The sequence below is a fragment of the Methylobacterium sp. AMS5 genome (assembly GCF_001542815.1).
Taxonomy (GTDB): domain Bacteria; phylum Pseudomonadota; class Alphaproteobacteria; order Rhizobiales; family Beijerinckiaceae; genus Methylobacterium.
This window is the reverse complement of record NZ_CP006993.1, coordinates 101,005-117,697: the sequence shown is the minus strand read 5'-3', so window position 1 is coordinate 117,697 and position 16,693 is coordinate 101,005. Positions and strand designations below refer to the sequence as shown.

Sequence of the window (16,693 nt, the reverse complement as noted above, 5' to 3'; positions counted from 1 at the left end):
CTTATCATTCGGCGCGAGCATTCTCTGGCATCATCTGGAAGCGCGTCGCACGCATACGAAGACCCGAGAACTAACTGCTATATGCTCACTGTCTCAACGAAGACGAAACTAACAAGAATGTAGAGAGATGAGCCAACGCATGACATCAACAATCTACATAGCAGTCTAGGAGTAGATAACGTGTCGCTCAACGCCCCAACAAAGCCGTTCGAGAACACCCGGATGGCAGAGTTCCTCCGCAAGCGGATCGAAGAACTTGCCAACCGCAAGTCCCAGCGTGAGATCGCTGCGCAGGCGGGCTACGAACGACCGAACATTTTCTCCATGTTCAAGTATGGAGACACGAAGGTCCCCTTCGATAAGGTGCCGGCCATCGCCGCGGCCCTAGAAGTCGATCCGGTCTTCCTGCTGCGCCTGCAGCTGGATCAGCCGGGTGGCTTCGATACCCAGACGGTCCAGAAGCTCACCGATCGGATGACCACGGAGAACGAGAAGCTCTCGGTGCTCGATCCCTGGCGCGAGATCGTCGGCAGCGCCGATGTCAAGTTGTCCGTCGAGCAGCGCAAGAGGCTGACCGCCTTTCTCCAGGAGCTTATGGCCGAGCCCAAGAAGGCGGCGAACTCCTGAAGTCGAAGGCAGCCGGCGCGGTCGCGCGCCAGCTGGTGTTGCCATAGGGTCGCACATCCGAATGCGGCCCTTTTTCTGCCTTGAAATGGTCAGTCACTGCTGACTAATACACCCCGCACACCCGAGGAACCGAACGTGTCGAACAACTCCCTTCGTCTCGTCCCCACGCCTGCCGCGATCAGCGCCCCGATGCCGGCCTTCGACCCGAAGATCCATCACGTCACTCAGGAAGAGGCGCTGGAGGCGACGATGGTTCTGGCCGACAAGCGCTTCAATATCATGGGAAGCATCGAGCAGTATTCCGGCGTCCACCCGACGCTCGGGCGTGTCATCATTCTCATCACGTCCAGCAGCGATTCCGTCATCATTCCAGTTCAGTAACCGCTTTTATTTTGTTATCTATTGTCAGTCATCACTGACTGAAGGCACGCACAAGATGAACCAAGAAATCGCGATCCTGCGAGAAGCTGTAGTGACTGTCACTCAGCTCCTCGCGGGCAAGAGGCTGCAAGTCACGCAGCGCGGCTCGCGCGCCTACGTCGCGACGAACCCCAAGACGCTCAAGCCCGAGCGCGTGAACATCCCCTACATCCCCGACAACGCGACCGAAGGCCTGATCCTCGCGATCCAAGGCTTCATCGACCACGAGGTCGGGCACATTCTCCACACCGACTTCAAGTGGAACAAGAAGGCCCAGGACGAGGGCGAGAAGATGCGTTCCTACTGGAACATCTTCGAGGACACCTTCATCGAGCGGAAGCAGATAGAGACCTTCAAGGGCTCCGGCTGGAACCTCAAGAAGCTCCACGAATTCTTCGTCGCCGAGATCACCGAGCCCGCGTTCAAGATGGCCGAGGCCAAGGGCGACGCGGCGACCATGTTCGGCATCATGATGGTGCCGATCGCGCGCGCCTGGTCCGGGCAGACGGTGTTCAAGGACTATCTCGACGCCAAGGGCATCTGGAGCCACCCTGCCCTCAAGGGCAAGATCGACCGCATCCGGCCGATCGAGGCGAAGGTCGCCGGGCTCGCGTCGAGCAAGGACTGCTACGATCTCGCCCACGAGCTCGCCGAGCTCTTGAAGGCGCCGCCCGCGCCTAAGCCGCCCGAGCCCGAACCGGAGCCCGAGGAGGAGCCGGACGACGAGGCCGGCGAGCCCAACGGCGGCAAGGGCAACACGCCCGAGGATGAGGGCGAGGGCCCGGCCGAGGACGACACGCCGCCCGAGAAGCTCGACGACCCGGACGAGAAGGGTTCGAGCGGTGACGACGACGAGGATGGCCGCTTCGACAAGAAGGGCGATTCCGACAAGGACCCGCTGTCGAAGCTGGAGCGGCGCGTGCTCACCGCGCGCATCGACCGCAAGAAGACCTGGGACGACATCGCGCGCAAGGCGAAGCTCTCGGCCGATGAGGTCGAGCAGATCTACGACCGCGCCATGCAGAAGCTCAAGACTGGATTCGGGGAGGCCGCCTAATGTCGATCGCGATCGAAGTCCAGGACCAGCATCTCTGGAACAGCTACAAGACCTTCGCCGAGAACTCGAAGGGCGAGGGTGACGGCGGCGAGCTCGACGACTGGTTCGACGACGAGGAGACCGAGGGCGAGGATTCCGAGGAGGACGACGAGGACAGCTCCGGCTCCTCCAAGCCGCCCGAGGATGAGGACGACGAGGATTCCGACGACGGCGACGAGGAGGGCGATGACGACGCCCCGAGCGCCGGCAGCAAGAACGACGAGGAGAGCGACGACGAGCCGGAGAAGCCCAACCGCTCCGACGAGCCGGGCGAGGACGACGAGCCGATCGAGGACGAGGACGGCGAGGGCGACGAGCCGGCCGACCAGGGCTCGGACAATGCCGGCGAGACCGGCGAAGTCGAGATGAGCCTGCCGGAGTTCGACGAGGCGCTTGCCCAGAAGATCTCCGAGGACGCCAAGGCCTGCGCCAAGGATGCGGACTACATCATCTACTCCCGCGACTTCGACGTGATCGAGCCGCTCAAGATCGACACGGGCGAGGACGCGCGGAAGAACAAGCGCTGGCAGGACAGCTACCTGACCCAGCTCGAAGACGAGACCCGCGGCATGGTCGGCGTCATGCAGAAGGACATCGACCGCATGATGGCCTCGCGCAGCCAGGTCATGCGCATCCCCGGCTTCCGGACGGGCAAGCTGCACTCGTCGGCTCTGCACCGCGTCGTGGCCGGCGACGATCGCGTGTTCCGTCGCAAGCACGAGAACAAGTCGAAGGACACGGCTGTCAGCCTGCTCTGCGACAACTCGGGCTCGATGCACGGGCAGAAGATGAAGGTCGCGATGACGGGCGCCTACGCCCTGTCCTCGACTCTGGAGCGCGTCCAGATCAAGCACGAGGTCCTGGGCTTCACCACGAAATACGACAACAAGGTGATGAAGGAGGCGCAGGAGGAAGCGAAGCGGGTCGGCGTCAAGTATAGCCGCATCTCTCCGATCTACATGCCCATCTACAAGGGCTTCGACGAGCGGATGGGCCCGGAGATCAAGACGCGGTTCGCGGGCGCGCCCTATCAGCACTTCATGAACGCCAACGCGGATTCGGAGAGCCTCGAATATGCGCTCGCCCGTCTGCTCAAGCGGCCCGAGAAGCGCAAGGTGCTGATGGTGTTCTCCGACGGTCAGCCCGCGGCCGACGGCGATATGTATCAGCAGATCGCCCACCTTCACCGCGTCATCGAGACGGGGACCAAGATGGGCGTCGAGATCATCGGCATCGGCATCCTCTCGGACGCGCCGAAGCATTTCTACCCGAAGCATTTCATCCTCAACAAGGTCGAGCAGCTGCCCGGCCTCGTGATGAACGAACTCAAGAGGATTCTGTCGGCATGAAGCGCTTCCGCATCACCTACGCCGATCCCGAGACCCGCGAGGACATCACCATCGAGCGCGAGTTCGGTGACACGCCTCGCGAGGTCACGACGAACGGCTTCGTCGTCGGGCCGATCAGTGCGCGGACGTGGGCCGAGGATTTCGCCTACGCCCTCGCGGACAAGGGCAGCTACAAGATCGAGGAGATCCGTTCATGATCCACGCGAAGGACCCCGAGGTCGCTCAGGTGCTCACCGAGCTCCTCGACGACCAGTGGCGCTACCCCTACCGGACGCGCCAGGGCGAGAAGATGATGCGGGCCGGGATGGCGCGCATCCTCGACCGCTACACGCCCAACGTCATCACCGAGGCTGCTTACTGGCGCTCGCCGACCCAGGTGTTCACCGGCGCCACCTGGCTTGGGATCGGCATCGCCGTTGGTCTTACTTTGGGAGCGCTGTGATGAAGGCGTTTGACTACCGGAAGGTGCCGATCGTCGATCCAATTCCGGGAGGCCCCGGCCCCGACGAGCCAGACGAATTTCATCGTGTTTGGCGCGACTTCGAGATTGTCGCGTATCATTTGGAAATGGAGCTGATGGGGCTCGCGTTTTCGCGCGCAGGCCTCGTTTGGTTCCCGCCGCTCTGTCACGACGGGCACGACTACTAGGGTGACACACCCGATCCGAAACGATCGCATGCGCGAGAAGGTCAGTCAGTGGTGACTTGCTTTCCCGCGCTTAGTCAGTGATAACTGACTCTACAAACAGCGCACAGCGCAACGACGCACACACGCCCACACAGCACACAGACGGAGCCACACACGCATGTCCGCTGCCACCGCAGTTCAGCAAGCCGCTGTCCCGACCAAGGCCGACAAGATCGAGTGCCTGGTCGACGGCGCGATGGTCCACGTCATCAAGACGCACCTGGCGAACAACCACCCCGACTGGTCGCTCGACCGCTACAAAGCCGAGTTCCCCGGCGCCAAGACGCTCTCGCCCTACGCCGAGATGATCGCCATGCAGAAGCGCGCCGAGGAGGCGCAGAAGGTCGTGCCGATCACGTCCGCCAAGAGCGCCGAGATGGTCTACGAGCGCAAGCCGATGCACGAGGTCTTCGGCATCGACCCGAGCGCGCCGGCCGTCCTGAACAAGCGCGGCCAGCCGATCCAGGTCAGCGTGGGCCAGCCGACCGGCGACGGCCTGCTCCTCGTGCCCGACGTGGACAAGAACTACATCTTCGACCTGGAGCTCGTGAAGAACGTGCTCATGGGCTTCGAGATGCGGATCAACGTCTACGCCTGGGGCTTTCACGGCACCGGCAAGACGTCGCTGTTCGAGCAGGTCTGCGCCCGCACGAACCGCCCGTTCCTGCGCATCCAGCACACCGCGAACACCGAGGAGAGCCACATCGTCGGCCAGTTCGTCGTGCAGAACGGCGCGACCATCTGGCAGCCCGGCCCGCTGATGGACGCGATGCTCAACGGCTACGTCTACTGCGCCGACGAGTATGACTTCGCCATGCCGTCCGTGCTCTCGGTCTACCAGCCGGTGCTCGAAGGTAAGCCGCTCGTCGTCAAGGACGCGCCGCCCGAGTATCGCGTGATCCGTCCCCACAAGGACTTCCGCATCTGCGGCACCGGCAACACGAACGGCTCGGGCGACGAGACGGGCCTCTACCAGGGCACGCAGATCCAGAACGCCGCAAACTACTCGCGCTTCGGCATCACGATCGAGGTCGAGTATATGGAAGCCAAGGTCGAGACGGCGATCGTCGCGTCCCAGGCGGGCCTCAAGAAGGAGGACGCGGCCAAGATCGTGAAGTTCGCCGGCGAGTGGCGCGAAGCGTTCAAGGCCGGCAAGGTCTCGACCACGATCTCGCCCCGCGAGCTGATCTCGGCCGGCAAGATCGGCATCATGAAGGGCTCCGACTACGGCGCCGGCATGCAGCTGGCCTTCATCAACCGCATGACCCGCATCGACAAGAAGGCTGCGCAGGAGTTCGCGCAGCGGATCTTCGGCTGATGCGCTTCGAGGACGACTACCCCACCCTGAAGAAGTGGGCGCCCCGCTACCTGCGGCGCGCTCACGCGGCCGGCGCCCGCAGCGTCGGCCTGGAGGACGTCGTAGGCGAGATGTCGCTCGCCTGGACGATCGCCAGCCAGAAATTCGACGCGAGCCTGGGCGTGCCCTGGCGCGCCTACCTCGCCCGCGGTCTGATGAACCACGTCAACCGCTGGATCGACGACCAGATCGGGCACTCGGCCTACGCCATGTCGCTCGATGCGGGCGGCGACAGCGAGGAGGGTTCCGAGGCGCACGAGTGGCTGGTCTCGGACGACAGCGCCCGGCCGGACGAGCTCCTGGAGGAGAAGCACTCCTTCGAGCGCGCCCTATCGGAGCTCTCGATCGAGGCGGCGACCTTCGTCAAGCTGCTGAACAACCCGCCTGCCTTCCTGTTCGAGGAGCTGCAGGCGATCCAATGCCGGGCCAAGACGGCGCGCGAGCGGGGCATCGCCTCATCGGCGCCCAAGGCGATCACCGGCAACCTGATCCTCGATTTCATGGGGATCGGGCAGGCGGGCCGCAATCGGATCTACGCGGAGATCAAGGAGGTCTCCGTTGTGCTGCAAACGGAAATCAATCAGTAATGACTGACATTGCTCTCGCACCTGGCTGCTACGGCTTCGCGCTCTCGTTCAAGGAGGGCTCGCCCGAGTGCAGCACCTGCCCGTTCGCCGGCCGGTGTCAGGCGATCGGTGCGGAGCAGCTGGCACGCCGACGCGCGGAGCTGGGGATCGTGGCGCCGGTCAAGCGGACCCGCACGCCCTCCCCTGCTCCCGCTCCCGTCGCTGCCGCGACCGCGGCTCCGGGCGCTCTGACGTCCGAGATGCCCAAGAAGGTCGCCGAGCTCCTGGCGCGCATCGAGCGCATGGGGATCAAGGTGACGGAAGCGCTGGCCGAGGGGCGCAACCCCTTCGCCGGCACGAAGATCGGATTTCTCGCTGTGGCCTGCCACCTGATGATGAAGCTCGACCAGGGCGTCGAGCGCGCTCTCCTCATCAAGGCATTCCAGCAGAAGCTGAATTGGTCCGAGGGCACGGCGGCCGCCCACGCGACCCAGGCATTCCAGGCGCTTGAGGCCCTGGGTGCAGCATCCAACAGCAATGGCCGCCTGACACTCATGAGGAACTGATGACCACTGGCACCGAAGAAGCCCCGGCCGAGGGACCGATCCCGAACCGGGCCCAGCGTCGCGCGGCTGCCCGCGCCGCGGCCAAGGACGCGAAGAAGCCCGAGGAGCGCAAGCCGCCCCTCGCCAAGGTCTACCTCGTCTTCAGCCACGTCGACGAGGCCGGCGACCTGCGCATGGGCTGGAAGATCCTGTCCGGCCTCACGACGCTGCGCACCGCGGTCGAGATCATGAACGCCGTCGCCCTGATCGAGCAGAGCGGCGAGTTCAAGAACGTGACCGTCGTCAACTGGATGAGCCTGGAGGATTAGTGGCTTACGTCGCTCCCGACATGAGTGGTGAGCGCTTCGGCAAGCTCACCGTGATCGAGCGCGACGGTAACATCGGACCCGCAGCCGCCTGGAAGTGCCGGTGCGACTGCGGGTCGGAGCTCACGACGACGGGCAATCGTCTTCGCAGGGGAAAGGTGCAGTCTTGTGGCTGCATCTCCATTGAGCTCCGCAGCGAGAAGCGCCGCACTCACGGTAAGACGCACGATCGAACCTATACGTCCTGGCAGATGATGCGTAATCGCTGCCTGAATCCGGACGCCGAGAATTACAGCTACTACGGCGGACGCGGCATCACGATTTGCGCCCGCTGGGACAGCTTCGAGAACTTCCTCGCGGACATGGGCGAGCGACCGCCCAACAAGACCCTCGACCGCGAGGATACCAACGGAAACTACGAGCCTGACAACTGCCGCTGGGCGACGCCCGTGCAGCAGGCTCAAAATCGGAGACCCCGAAGCTAATGCACGCGATCCTGGCCGCCCGGTCCAACTTCTCGATCGGCGAATCCATCAACGACATCGGCAAGCTCGTGAAGCAGGCCGCGGAGCTCGGCTCCAAGGCCATCGCGCTGACCGACACCATGTCCGTCACGGGTTTGCCCGAGCTGACGACGAAGGCGAAGGCGGCCGGGATCAAGCCGATCATCGGCGCCCGCCTGCGCCTGGTCGACGACATCACCTGGCGCAAGACGAAGGACGACAAGAAGGCTCCGGCCGAGTTCTTCGTCACCTACTACGTGCTCTCGGGCGCGGGCCTGATGGGGCTCTACAAGCTTCTGTCGCTCGCCAACGACGAGGACCATTTCTACAACAACGCCAAGCTGTCGTTCGCTGATCTCTATTCAGTGCTCGACACGCTCACTGCGGATGACGTCGCAATCGCGTCTAGCGACGCATACAGCGTCGGAACGCATGCTGACGCGCAGAGCATCTTGCAGCGCATCGCTGACGCTGTGACGCGCGAGAACGTGTTCCTCACGCTCACGCCCATTCACACGCCCTACTGGGACACGGTGAACACGCGCGCGATCGAGCTGGCGAACACGCTGGGCCTGCCGCTGCTCACGACGATCCCGAGCCTCTATCCCGAGGGCGGGGCCGACGCGACCGACGTCATGAACGCAATCCGCCGCAACGTGAAGATGGACGAGCCCTGGGCCTACATCAACGCGGCGCGCGACATGCACCCGCGCTCGCTCAAGGGTCTCGTGGAGCTCTGCAAGGAGAGCCAGCGCCGGCTCGTGGAGTTCCGCGGCGTGAAGGGCGCGGGCGGGGCCTTCCTCCAGGGCCTCAAGAACACCGAGACGCTGGTCTCCAAGGTCACATACGAGTGGCAGAAGTTCGCGCCCTCGCTGCCGGTGATGGCGCCCGACGAGTTCGCGGCTGTCGTGACCGAGTGCAAGAAGGGCTGGTCGAAGCGGTTCGGCGCGCAGGTCTTCGGGCACCGGCCGAGCCTGGACGAGCTCAAGGAGGTCTACACGCCGCGGCTCAAGTATGAGCTGTCCGTGCTCAAGAACCTCAAGTTCTGCGGCTACTTCCTGCTCGTGCAGGACGTGGTGCAGTTCGCCAAGGGCGCCGGCATCGCCGTCGGGCCCGGCCGCGGCTCCGTGGGTGGCTCGCTGATCGCCTACCTGATGGGGATCACCGACTGCGATCCGATCCGCTTCGGTCTCCTGTTCGAGCGCTTCATCAACCCCGAGCGTCTCGACCTTCCCGACGCCGACCTCGACTTCATGTCGGCGCGGCGCCACGAGGTCTTCACCTACCTCATCAACAAGTATGGCGCCAAGCGCGTCGCGGGCGTGTCGAACTTCCTCAAGCTCGGCGCCTCGTCGGCCATCCGCGGCGTGTCGAAGTCCTTCCGCCTGCCCGAGGACGACTACCGCTGCTCGAAGTTCGTGCCCAAGAAGCACGGCCAGCCCGTCAAGCTCGTCGAGGCGATCAAGGAGGTCCCGGAGATCGCCGACTGGGCGAGCAAGAACCCGTTCCTCGCCAAGACGGCCGGCGAGCTCGAAGGCTGCATGTCGGCGCTGGGTCAGCACGCGGCCGGCGTCGTCGTGGCCGGCTGCGATCTGGTCGAGCGGGCGGTGATCGAGCGTCGCAAGGCCCCGGCCAAGCCCAAGGAGGGCGAGGAAGAGGTTCCGGAGCTGCCGGTCGTCTGCTGGGACAAGCGCATCGTCGAGGACCAGGGCCTGGTCAAGATGGACATCCTGGGCCTGAACACGCTCGACCTGATCGAGGCCACGCGCGACTACATCCGCAAGCGCCGCGGCAAGACGGTCGACCTGCTGCGCATCCCGCTCGACGATCCGAAGGTGCTGGAGAATTTCGCCAAGGCGATCTCGACAGGCATCTTCCAGTTCGAGGGCGGCGGCATGCGGCGCCTGCTGAAGGAGCTCGGCAAGGACGGCACGATCTGCTTCGACGACATCACGGCCGCGACCGCGCTCTACCGTCCGGGTCCGATGGAATCGGGCATGATGGACAGCTACTGGAAGCGCAAGCAGGGGATCGAGGAGGTCGAATACGACCACCCGCTCATGGAGCCGATCCTCAAGCCGACCTTCGGCGTGATGGTCTACCAGGAGCAGGTCATGCAGATCTCCCAGGTGATCGCCGGCTACACGGGTCCCCAGGCCGACAAGCTGCGCAAGATCATGGGCAAGAAGCTGCCCGAGGAGATGGCGAAGGAGCGCGGCAAGTTCGTCCAGGGCTGCGTGGATACGGTCAAGCAGGATGCCAACTGGGCGGGCGCGCTGTTCGACAAGATCGAGGGCTTCGCCGGCTACGGCTTCAACAAGTCGCACTCGGTCGAATACACCCTGATCTCCTATCAGGCCATGTATCTGAAGACCTACTACGCGGTGGAGTTCTTCGCGGCTGCGCTGTCGCAGATGGGTCAGGACAAGCTGCCCGGCCTGATGAAGGACGCCGAGCGGATGGGGATCGAGGTCGACCTGCCCGACATCAACCACTCGACGGGCCAGTTCGAGATCGTGACCGATGCCCGGCTCTGCATGCCCTTCAACCGGATCAAGGGGATCTCGGCCAACACGACGGACGCGATTCTGAAGGCGCGCGCGGCCGGGCCGTTCAAGTCGATGCAGGACCTGACCGACCGGGTGGAGCGGCGTCGCTGCAACGTCCGGCACGTCGAGACGCTGAACAAGGTGGGCGCCTTCGCGCGCATCGAGCCTGGTCAGCTGCCGGCCAAGCACGACAGCCGGGTCAAGGATCAGCGCGAGCTGCTCCCCGGCCTCATCACGGCGCACGTCCCGATCGCGCGCGAGATGGACATCGGCTCCTTCGAGAAGGCTAAGATCATCACGCTGGTCGCGGATTACTGCGACGGGCACCATGACGACGGCATGCCCGTTAAGCCCACGATCGGCCGCAAGGCCCGGTTCATGGTCATCACCGACTGCCCGGCCAAGGGCGAGGACGAGAGCGGCTTCATGTCGTTCCTCGGCTCGAAGACGGGCGGCACGATGAACGAGTGGATCAAGGCCGCGCTCGATGCAGCCGATCTTCAGCGGCAGGACGCCTATTGGACCGCCCTCATCAAGCGGCCCAAGGAGGGCAAGCAGGTCTCCCCGAAGGAGATCACCGCCTACTCGCCCTACCTGATGAAGGAGATCGAGATCCTGAAGCCGCCCTGCATCGTGCTGCTCGGCTCCTCGACCGTCCGGCACTTCATCCCCGACTTCAAGGGCAAGGCGTCCGAGTTCGCGGGTGAGGTCGTCTATTCCAAGGCTCTCGACGCCAACCTCGTGATCGGGTTCGCTCCGGGTGAGATCTTCTTCGAGCCCGCCAAGCAGGCCAAGCTCGATGAGGTCTTCGCTGTCGCCGCGTCGCTTACCGAGTGAAGCGCCGCTCTCTTTTCGCTATAACAAATCAGTCAGCACTGACTGAGTAGGAGCACAGGCAGACATGGCTCAGAAGCAGCGCCCGAGCGTCGGGCGCATGGTCCACTACACGACGCGGGAGTGCGGTCGCACGAAGGCCGGCGTCCGCTGGGCCGCGATGATTACCGCGGTCTACGAACCCAACGACGCGGAGAAGAAGCAGGGCGTCGGCACCGTCTGCGCCCTGACGATCTTCCCGCCCGGTGCGACGCCCTATCCGACCATCGACGCGATCCGCGAGGGCGCGCCGGGCGAAGAGGGCACCTGGCACTGGCCGGAGCGCGTGTGATGTCGGACGAACCGACCGTCACCGTCCCCAAGGTCAAGATGTTCGTCAACGCCGAGGAGCTGAAGCGGGACATCCGCTTCTCGCCCTCGGACCTGACGTCCGGCATGGTCGAGCAGTCCTCACTGTTCGTCCACTACGGCATCCAGGCGTCCCTCGCCTCGAAGCAGGTCGACGACCTCAAGCTCCTCCTGGAGAACCAGGAGGCCCGCGCCGGCCGCGAGATTCGCGACCGCCTCACCAACCTCGGGGAGAAGTTCACCGAGGCCTCGATCGCCGGTCGCGTCGCGCGCGAGCGGCAGGTCATCGTCACCAAGCGGGCGCTCAACGAGGCCAAGCAGGTCGAGAACGTGGCGAAGGCCGCGCTCGAAGCCTTCCGGCACCGGCGCGACATGCTGGTGCAGATGGGCCTGATCTCCCGCGAGGAGATGAAGGGCGAGGTCTCGATCTCCCGGCGCCAGGCGGCCGAGGCCGAGATGCAGTCCGCGGCCGAGCGCCAGCGGTCCCGCTTCGAGGCTCGCCGGGCCGGCTCCACCGACGCGGAGGCCGCATGAGCTCCGACGTCATCGCTCTCATCCTCGGGTGCTGCTGGTTCGGCACCTGGGGCTACCTCACCCGCAACCGTCCCCGCTTCGGCGGATGGCGCGGGTATCACCGGATCAGCAAGCGCTGATGTTTCCTGTCGCAAGACACGAAAACGCCGACGCGAAGTCGCTATATAGCAAGAGCGAACGCTAAACAGCGACTTAGCGAAAGCAAGCAATCCAAGCAGCACCAAGGGCTTCGGCCCACCTAGCAAGCAGAAAGTGTGACGAAAATGGCTGGTATGTCCCCCGAAATGATGGCGCTCATCAAGGGCGCCAAGAACCGCTACTCCCGCGGTTCGGGTAAGACGATCAAGATCAAGGAAGGCCGGACCACCGTCCGCATCATCCAGACCGAGGGCAAGTTCTGGCGCGACCTCGGCGTTCACTGGATCAAGGACGAGGCCGGCAAGGTGCTCGCGGTCGTCGGCTGCTCGGATGTCGTCTACGACAAGCCGTGCCCCATCGACGCCGCGATCGAGAAGGCGGCCAAGCACGTCGGCGACGACCAGACCCTCAAGCTGGTCGCCGAGATGAAGACCCGCAAGTCGGTCCTGGTGAAGGCGATCATCCGTGATGGCGCCGACGGCTCGCCCGACCCGCAGATCCTCGAACTGACCCCGACGACCTTCGGGTCGCTGATGACGATGGCCGAGGAATACGGCTCCGAGGTCGACCCGTTCGACGCGGAGGAGGGTCTGGACTTCATCATCACCCGCTCCGGCAAGGGCAAGGACACCGAATACAAGGTGATGCCGAAGCTCCGCGGCTCCGAGCGCGTGACCAAGGACCAGATGACCAAGGCCAAGGAGCTCGATCTCGATGCCTTCATCGAGAAGGAGTTCTTCCGCGGCGAGGAGAACAAGGCGCTGAATGCCATCTCCGGCATCACCGGCATCTCGCTCGCCCTCGCGGCCCCGGCCCGCGCCGCTGGTCTCCTGACCGGCAGCTCGGCGAAGGTGGCCGATGCCGAGGTCGAGGAGGAGCGTCCGGCCCCGCGTCGTGCCGCCCCGACCCGCACCGTGGTCGAGGAGGAGCCCGACGTCGAGGACGCGGTGATCGAGGAGGAGCCCAAGAAGACCCCGACCAAGGCGGCTGCCAAGCCCGCCCCGGCCGCTGTCGACGAGGATTCCGAGCTCGCCGACCTGCTCAACGACCTCGACGCCTGATCCAGGGCACACGGGACGGGCGTCAGCGCCCGTCTTCACATGGGGCGTCAGTCGGCAGCGGCTGACGCCCTTTGCCCGTCAGGAGGCTCAGAAATGGAAAAGATCGGCTATCTGCTCATCGACGCGAACAACATCGGGTTCGCGGCGACCTCGACCACGAAGCTCACCGTGGGCGACGTCGAGGTTCAGGGCGTGTTCGGTGGCCTGCGGATGATCCGCGTGGCGCTGGCACGCTACCCCATGCTCAAGCCCATCGTCCTGTGGGACGGTGCGACGTGGCGCAAGGACGCCTTCGAGGAATACAAGGAGAACCGGGACAAGTCCGGTTCGGTCAAGCCCTACGAGATCGCGCAGATGGCTGTGCGCGAGAGCTGGCGCAAGCAGAAGCCCGTGCTCGGCAAGGCGCTCTCGCTGCTCGGCGTGCCCCAGCTCACCGCGGCCAACCTCGAAGCCGACGACTGGGCCGGCATCCTGGTGCGTCGCTATCGGGCCCTGGGCCAGCGCGTCGTGCTCTGCTCCGGCGACAAGGACTGGCTCCAGCTCGTCCAGCCGGGCGTGAACTGGTGGGACCCGATCCAGGACAAGCGCATCACGTCGGCGACCTTCTCCGAGAAGATCGGCTACATGAAGACCCAGAAGGTCAAGCAGGGCGCCGGCCTGCCGGACCTGATCGAGGACGTCGAGTGGCGAGGCGTCCCCTCCCCGCGCGCCTTCCTCGAATGCAAGGCGCTCCAGGGTGATGCCGGCGACAACATCCCCGGCGTCGGCGGCGTCGGCGAGAAGGGCGCGATCGAGCTGGTCATCCAGTTCGGCGACGTGAAGGGCTTCTTCGAGGCGGTCGAGATCCAGAAGGTCAAGGTCCCCAAGAAGCTCGCCGACTTCTGCTCGGAGCCGGAGAAGCGGGATCGGTTCTACCGCAACCTGCGTCTGATGGACCTCAACCATCCGGACATTCCCCAGCCCGAGCGCCCGCGCCTCAACAAGGGGCAGTTCGATCTCGAAGCCTTCGAGGAGTTCTGCAAGGAGCGGGTCTTCAACTCCATCACGAAGGACATCGACCGCTGGGTCGAGCCCTTTTACCCCGAAACGTCAGTCAGCACTGACTGCAACAAGGAGGCAGCATGAGCACCGAGACGATCGAAGGTGCTGTGACCCGCGCGGCGAAGGTGGGCGACACCCTCAACAAGTCGCTCACCAAGGCCGGCGCGAGCGTTGAGCAGGTCGAGAAGGCCTTCACCTACGTCGCCCTGCGCTTGCAGGCGGCCCGGCTGAACGCCGTCGCGGCCGCCCAGGCGCCGGCCACGGGCTTCAAGCTCGACATGGAGCTGCCCACCGGCCTGCTCACGCCGGCGCCCCTGCCCGATCGCGTGCCGACCTACCCGGCCGGCGCCCGCGCCACGGCCTTCACCCAGGTGCCGCAGCCCGGCTCCCGCGCGCCCACCCGCTCCGGTCTGACCGTCGCGGAGATCGGCGGGCGCATGTGCAAGGACGCGCGCGACGAATTCGAGCGGCAGCAGAGCAGTCCTGCGCCCGCTCCCACCATCAACGGCGTCGATTTCATCGACGACGAGGACGATGACGTCTCGCCCGCAGCTTCGGCTGATCTGGACGATGGCGTCGGTTTTGTTGACGAATAAGGATCAAGACACATGGCATCTGCTGCTGAAATCGCGAAGGCTCTCGGCGCGCTCGGTCAGAGCGACCCCGAATCCACCGTCACCGGCTTCCTCGACACCGGCTACGCGCCGCTCAACTACGCCCTGTCCGGCCGCTGGGACGGCGGCTTCCCCGTCGCCCGCATGGTCGAGATCGCCGGCCCGTCGGCTGCCGGCAAGACGGCCATCGCCACGCGCGCGATGATCGCCGCCCAGAAGGCGGGCGGGTTCGCCGGCCTGTCCGACCACGAGCGCGCCTACTCGATGCCGCTGGGCGAGCGGATCGGCCTGTCCACCAAGCCCGGCACCTTCGTCTACAAGAAGCCGCGCACCTTCGAGGACAGCCTGACCGCCTGCGTCGAGACCGCGACGCTGATCCGCGACAAGAAGCTGATCTCGCCGTCGGCCCCGATCTGCTGGGTGTTCGATTCGCTCGCCTCGATGGTGCCCCAGTCCGCGCTGCTCGACATGAAGACGGGCAAGGACAAGGCGATGGGCGACCGCAACATGAACGACAACACCGCGCTCGCCCGCGCGACCTCGGCCCACTTCCCGGCCTTCGCGCTCTACCTGGAGGAGCTCGGCGTCTGCGGCATCTTCCTGAACCAGATCCGCATGAAGATCGGCGTGGTCTACGGCGACCCGCGCAAGACGCCGGGTGGCGAGGCGCCGCTCTACTACGACACCGTGAAGCTGATGCTCGGCGCCGCGGCCAAGATCACGAAGGGCAAGGGCGAGAACGCCGAGATCCTCGGCATGGAGATCTCGGCGACCACGGCCAAGAACAAGGTCGTCCGGCCGTTCCAGAAGGCGTCCTGGCGCTTCATGTTCCAGCCCGACGGCACCGGCAAGTTCGACATCGAGCGGAGCCTGATCGAGTTCCTCGAAGGCGAGAAGCTCCTCAAGACGGCTCGGCCGGGCTACGTCGAGTTCGAGGGCAAGAGCTGGCACAAGGAGCAGCTGGCTCGGCACATCGAGAAGGCCGGCGAGCTGTCCAAGCTCCACGACCTGCTGCCGAAGAACTACGAGCCCGAGGAAGTCGACGCGGCCGAGCTGACCGGCGAGACCGAGGCCGACAACGCCCTGCTTCTTTCGGACGCTGCGTAGCGCCAAAACAGCGAAGCCGCCCTAGAGCGGCTTCGCGAAACCCGCTATCTCTCTGTGATACAGAGGGATAGCTATGGACGTCATTTCAATCTGGAACCCGTATGCGCTGCTCGCCGCGCACGGGTTCAAGCTCAACGAGACCCGCGGCTGGCCCGCGCCGGAGCGCCTAATCGGCAAGCGCATCGGGATCGCCTCGACCAAGACCATCAAGGCAGAGCAGCGGGCGGCGTTCGCGAACCCGACCTTCGCCCGCTACTACTTCGAGACCAACCTCCCGCGGCACCTGGACGATATGCCGAACGGCTATCTCCTGGGCACCGCGCTCCTCCATTCGTGTGACCAGATCACCGAGGAGGACTTCGAGGACGTCACGGAGGAGGAGCAGCTCTACGGCTGGTGGGAAGTCGGTCGCTTCGCTTGGCGTCTGCGCGATCATCGTCCGCTTATCGAGCCCGTGCCGGTGCGTGGTGCCCAGGGTATTTGGAAGTGGGACCCCAATGGCATCCTCGAAAAAGACCTTCGTTACGCTGCTTGAGAAGGTCAAGAAGGGCAACCGTCTCTACGGCGGCATTTACCAATATCCGAACGGGGAGCGCGTCTACCTCGCCTACCGGAGCCGCAAGGAGATCTACCGGTCGGGCGAGGCCTGCATCTCGGACGCGGTGCGATCGGGAACCGCCTGCTGGGCGATCGACGACGGCACGCTGATCCAGATGCGCGCCCGCTGCATCAAGTTCGTGGGCGTGAAGCTCAAGGACGACGACAAGGGCTACTACCTGACCCGGATCGAGAATTTCTTCGACCGGGACAAGGCGAAGGTCCTGAACTACACGGGCCGCGGCCGGGGCGGCTCGCTCCAGCGCTTCCTGCCCCTCGACCACTTCCTTCACAAGCCAGGCGTCCTGAAGCTCTAGCCGACTGAAACGCCGATCGTGCGCTGCTATAACGAGTCAGTCAGCGATGACTGAGCACACGGAGCACGACGAGAGTG

Annotated in this window: 22 protein-coding genes; all 22 read left to right on the top strand. The window is 64.8% G+C overall.

The annotated features are described in order from the left end of the window. Positions 1–180: 180 nt before the first annotated feature. Entirely contained in the window at positions 181–627 is a 447-nt protein-coding gene (locus Y590_RS24980) for an ABC transporter G family protein (RefSeq protein WP_144440079.1), read from the top strand. Positions 628–762: 135 nt separating this feature from the next. Then, on the top strand, positions 763–1,008 hold the full coding sequence (locus Y590_RS24975) for a hypothetical protein (RefSeq protein ID WP_060772592.1): 246 nt from the start codon (positions 763–765) through the stop codon (positions 1,006–1,008). A 55-nt stretch (positions 1,009–1,063) separates the two neighbouring features. After that, a complete protein-coding gene (locus Y590_RS24970) occupies positions 1,064–2,104 on the top strand; it encodes a sigma factor-like helix-turn-helix DNA-binding protein (RefSeq protein WP_083531001.1) in 1,041 nt (346 codons plus the stop codon). Beyond that, positions 2,104–3,492, top strand: coding sequence for a cobaltochelatase CobT-related protein (locus tag Y590_RS24965; protein WP_060772590.1), 1,389 nt, complete (start codon positions 2,104–2,106; stop codon positions 3,490–3,492). Before Y590_RS24970 ends, Y590_RS24965 begins: the two co-directional genes overlap by 1 nt. Further along, on the top strand, positions 3,489–3,689 hold the full coding sequence (locus Y590_RS24960) for a hypothetical protein (protein ID WP_060772589.1): 201 nt from the start codon (positions 3,489–3,491) through the stop codon (positions 3,687–3,689). The genes Y590_RS24965 and Y590_RS24960 overlap by 4 nt, the downstream gene beginning before the upstream one ends. Continuing rightward, positions 3,686–3,934 (top strand): hypothetical protein, encoded by a 249-nt coding sequence (locus Y590_RS24955; RefSeq protein WP_060772588.1) that lies wholly within the window; start codon positions 3,686–3,688, stop codon positions 3,932–3,934. The genes Y590_RS24960 and Y590_RS24955 overlap by 4 nt, the downstream gene beginning before the upstream one ends. Further along, positions 3,934–4,140 (top strand): hypothetical protein, encoded by a 207-nt coding sequence (locus tag Y590_RS24950; RefSeq protein WP_060772587.1) that lies wholly within the window; start codon positions 3,934–3,936, stop codon positions 4,138–4,140. The genes Y590_RS24955 and Y590_RS24950 overlap by 1 nt, the downstream gene beginning before the upstream one ends. A 157-nt stretch (positions 4,141–4,297) precedes the next feature. Next, a complete protein-coding gene (locus Y590_RS24945; RefSeq protein ID WP_060772586.1) occupies positions 4,298–5,497 on the top strand; it encodes an AAA family ATPase in 1,200 nt (399 codons plus the stop codon). Then, positions 5,497–6,123, top strand: coding sequence for a hypothetical protein (locus Y590_RS24940; RefSeq protein WP_060772585.1), 627 nt, complete (start codon positions 5,497–5,499; stop codon positions 6,121–6,123). Before Y590_RS24945 ends, Y590_RS24940 begins: the two co-directional genes overlap by 1 nt. After that, positions 6,123–6,668: a hypothetical protein gene (locus tag Y590_RS24935; protein ID WP_060772584.1), complete on the top strand. Its 546-nt coding sequence runs from the start codon at positions 6,123–6,125 to the stop codon at positions 6,666–6,668. The genes Y590_RS24940 and Y590_RS24935 overlap by 1 nt, the downstream gene beginning before the upstream one ends. Continuing rightward, positions 6,668–6,976 (top strand): hypothetical protein, encoded by a 309-nt coding sequence (locus tag Y590_RS24930; RefSeq protein ID WP_060772583.1) that lies wholly within the window; start codon positions 6,668–6,670, stop codon positions 6,974–6,976. The genes Y590_RS24935 and Y590_RS24930 overlap by 1 nt, the downstream gene beginning before the upstream one ends. 20 nt (positions 6,977–6,996) lie before the next feature. Then, positions 6,997–7,458, top strand: a complete 462-nt coding sequence (locus Y590_RS26740) for a hypothetical protein (RefSeq protein ID WP_144440078.1) — start codon at positions 6,997–6,999, stop codon at positions 7,456–7,458. Continuing rightward, positions 7,458–10,862, top strand: coding sequence for a DNA polymerase III subunit alpha (gene dnaE, locus Y590_RS24920; RefSeq protein ID WP_060772581.1), 3,405 nt, complete (start codon positions 7,458–7,460; stop codon positions 10,860–10,862). Before Y590_RS26740 ends, dnaE begins: the two co-directional genes overlap by 1 nt. Positions 10,863–10,926: 64 nt before the next feature. Continuing rightward, positions 10,927–11,190, top strand: a complete 264-nt coding sequence (locus Y590_RS24915) for a hypothetical protein (RefSeq protein ID WP_060772580.1) — start codon at positions 10,927–10,929, stop codon at positions 11,188–11,190. After that, positions 11,190–11,741: a hypothetical protein gene (locus Y590_RS24910; RefSeq protein WP_060772579.1), complete on the top strand. Its 552-nt coding sequence runs from the start codon at positions 11,190–11,192 to the stop codon at positions 11,739–11,741. Before Y590_RS24915 ends, Y590_RS24910 begins: the two co-directional genes overlap by 1 nt. Next, positions 11,738–11,860, top strand: a complete 123-nt coding sequence (locus tag Y590_RS27505) for a hypothetical protein (RefSeq protein WP_286161903.1) — start codon at positions 11,738–11,740, stop codon at positions 11,858–11,860. Before Y590_RS24910 ends, Y590_RS27505 begins: the two co-directional genes overlap by 4 nt. Positions 11,861–12,013: 153 nt before the next feature. Next, positions 12,014–12,940: a T4-gp32 family ssDNA-binding protein gene (locus Y590_RS24905; protein ID WP_144440077.1), complete on the top strand. Its 927-nt coding sequence runs from the start codon at positions 12,014–12,016 to the stop codon at positions 12,938–12,940. A 93-nt stretch (positions 12,941–13,033) separates the two neighbouring features. Beyond that, on the top strand, positions 13,034–14,065 hold the full coding sequence (locus Y590_RS24900) for a 5'-3' exonuclease H3TH domain-containing protein (protein WP_060772577.1): 1,032 nt from the start codon (positions 13,034–13,036) through the stop codon (positions 14,063–14,065). Further along, positions 14,062–14,577, top strand: a complete 516-nt coding sequence (locus Y590_RS24895; RefSeq protein ID WP_060772576.1) for a hypothetical protein — start codon at positions 14,062–14,064, stop codon at positions 14,575–14,577. Before Y590_RS24900 ends, Y590_RS24895 begins: the two co-directional genes overlap by 4 nt. Before the next feature lie 12 nt (positions 14,578–14,589). After that, positions 14,590–15,702 carry a RecA family protein gene (locus Y590_RS24890; RefSeq protein WP_060772575.1) on the top strand — a complete coding sequence of 371 codons (1,113 nt, stop codon included), beginning with the start codon at positions 14,590–14,592 and terminating at the stop codon, positions 15,700–15,702. A 73-nt stretch (positions 15,703–15,775) separates the two neighbouring features. Continuing rightward, on the top strand, positions 15,776–16,237 hold the full coding sequence (locus Y590_RS24885) for an ASCH domain-containing protein (protein ID WP_060772574.1): 462 nt from the start codon (positions 15,776–15,778) through the stop codon (positions 16,235–16,237). Then, positions 16,200–16,616 carry a hypothetical protein gene (locus Y590_RS24880; RefSeq protein WP_060772573.1) on the top strand — a complete coding sequence of 139 codons (417 nt, stop codon included), beginning with the start codon at positions 16,200–16,202 and terminating at the stop codon, positions 16,614–16,616. Before Y590_RS24885 ends, Y590_RS24880 begins: the two co-directional genes overlap by 38 nt. Positions 16,617–16,693: the final 77 nt, after the last annotated feature.

Bases quoted from the DNA above. Each gene is read 5' to 3' on its own strand.
- Y590_RS24970 (WP_083531001.1), top strand. From the start codon at position 1,064: ATGAACCAAGAAATCGCGATCCTGCGAGAAGCTGTAGTGACTGTCACT.
- Y590_RS24965 (WP_060772590.1), top strand. From the start codon at position 2,104: ATGTCGATCGCGATCGAAGTCCAGGACCAGCATCTCTGGAACAGCTAC.
- Y590_RS24960 (WP_060772589.1), top strand. From the start codon at position 3,489: ATGAAGCGCTTCCGCATCACCTACGCCGATCCCGAGACCCGCGAGGAC.
- Y590_RS24955 (WP_060772588.1), top strand. From the start codon at position 3,686: ATGATCCACGCGAAGGACCCCGAGGTCGCTCAGGTGCTCACCGAGCTC.
- Y590_RS24950 (WP_060772587.1), top strand. From the start codon at position 3,934: ATGAAGGCGTTTGACTACCGGAAGGTGCCGATCGTCGATCCAATTCCG.
- Y590_RS24945 (WP_060772586.1), top strand. From the start codon at position 4,298: ATGTCCGCTGCCACCGCAGTTCAGCAAGCCGCTGTCCCGACCAAGGCC.
- Y590_RS24940 (WP_060772585.1), top strand. From the start codon at position 5,497: ATGCGCTTCGAGGACGACTACCCCACCCTGAAGAAGTGGGCGCCCCGC.
- Y590_RS24935 (WP_060772584.1), top strand. From the start codon at position 6,123: ATGACTGACATTGCTCTCGCACCTGGCTGCTACGGCTTCGCGCTCTCG.
- Y590_RS24930 (WP_060772583.1), top strand. From the start codon at position 6,668: ATGACCACTGGCACCGAAGAAGCCCCGGCCGAGGGACCGATCCCGAAC.
- Y590_RS26740 (WP_144440078.1), top strand. From the start codon at position 6,997: ATGAGTGGTGAGCGCTTCGGCAAGCTCACCGTGATCGAGCGCGACGGT.
- dnaE (WP_060772581.1), top strand. From the start codon at position 7,458: ATGCACGCGATCCTGGCCGCCCGGTCCAACTTCTCGATCGGCGAATCC.
- Y590_RS24915 (WP_060772580.1), top strand. From the start codon at position 10,927: ATGGCTCAGAAGCAGCGCCCGAGCGTCGGGCGCATGGTCCACTACACG.
- Y590_RS24910 (WP_060772579.1), top strand. From the start codon at position 11,190: ATGTCGGACGAACCGACCGTCACCGTCCCCAAGGTCAAGATGTTCGTC.
- Y590_RS27505 (WP_286161903.1), top strand. From the start codon at position 11,738: ATGAGCTCCGACGTCATCGCTCTCATCCTCGGGTGCTGCTGGTTCGGC.
- Y590_RS24905 (WP_144440077.1), top strand. From the start codon at position 12,014: ATGTCCCCCGAAATGATGGCGCTCATCAAGGGCGCCAAGAACCGCTAC.
- Y590_RS24900 (WP_060772577.1), top strand. From the start codon at position 13,034: ATGGAAAAGATCGGCTATCTGCTCATCGACGCGAACAACATCGGGTTC.
- Y590_RS24895 (WP_060772576.1), top strand. From the start codon at position 14,062: ATGAGCACCGAGACGATCGAAGGTGCTGTGACCCGCGCGGCGAAGGTG.
- Y590_RS24890 (WP_060772575.1), top strand. From the start codon at position 14,590: ATGGCATCTGCTGCTGAAATCGCGAAGGCTCTCGGCGCGCTCGGTCAG.
- Y590_RS24885 (WP_060772574.1), top strand. From the start codon at position 15,776: ATGGACGTCATTTCAATCTGGAACCCGTATGCGCTGCTCGCCGCGCAC.
- Y590_RS24880 (WP_060772573.1), top strand. From the start codon at position 16,200: ATGGCATCCTCGAAAAAGACCTTCGTTACGCTGCTTGAGAAGGTCAAG.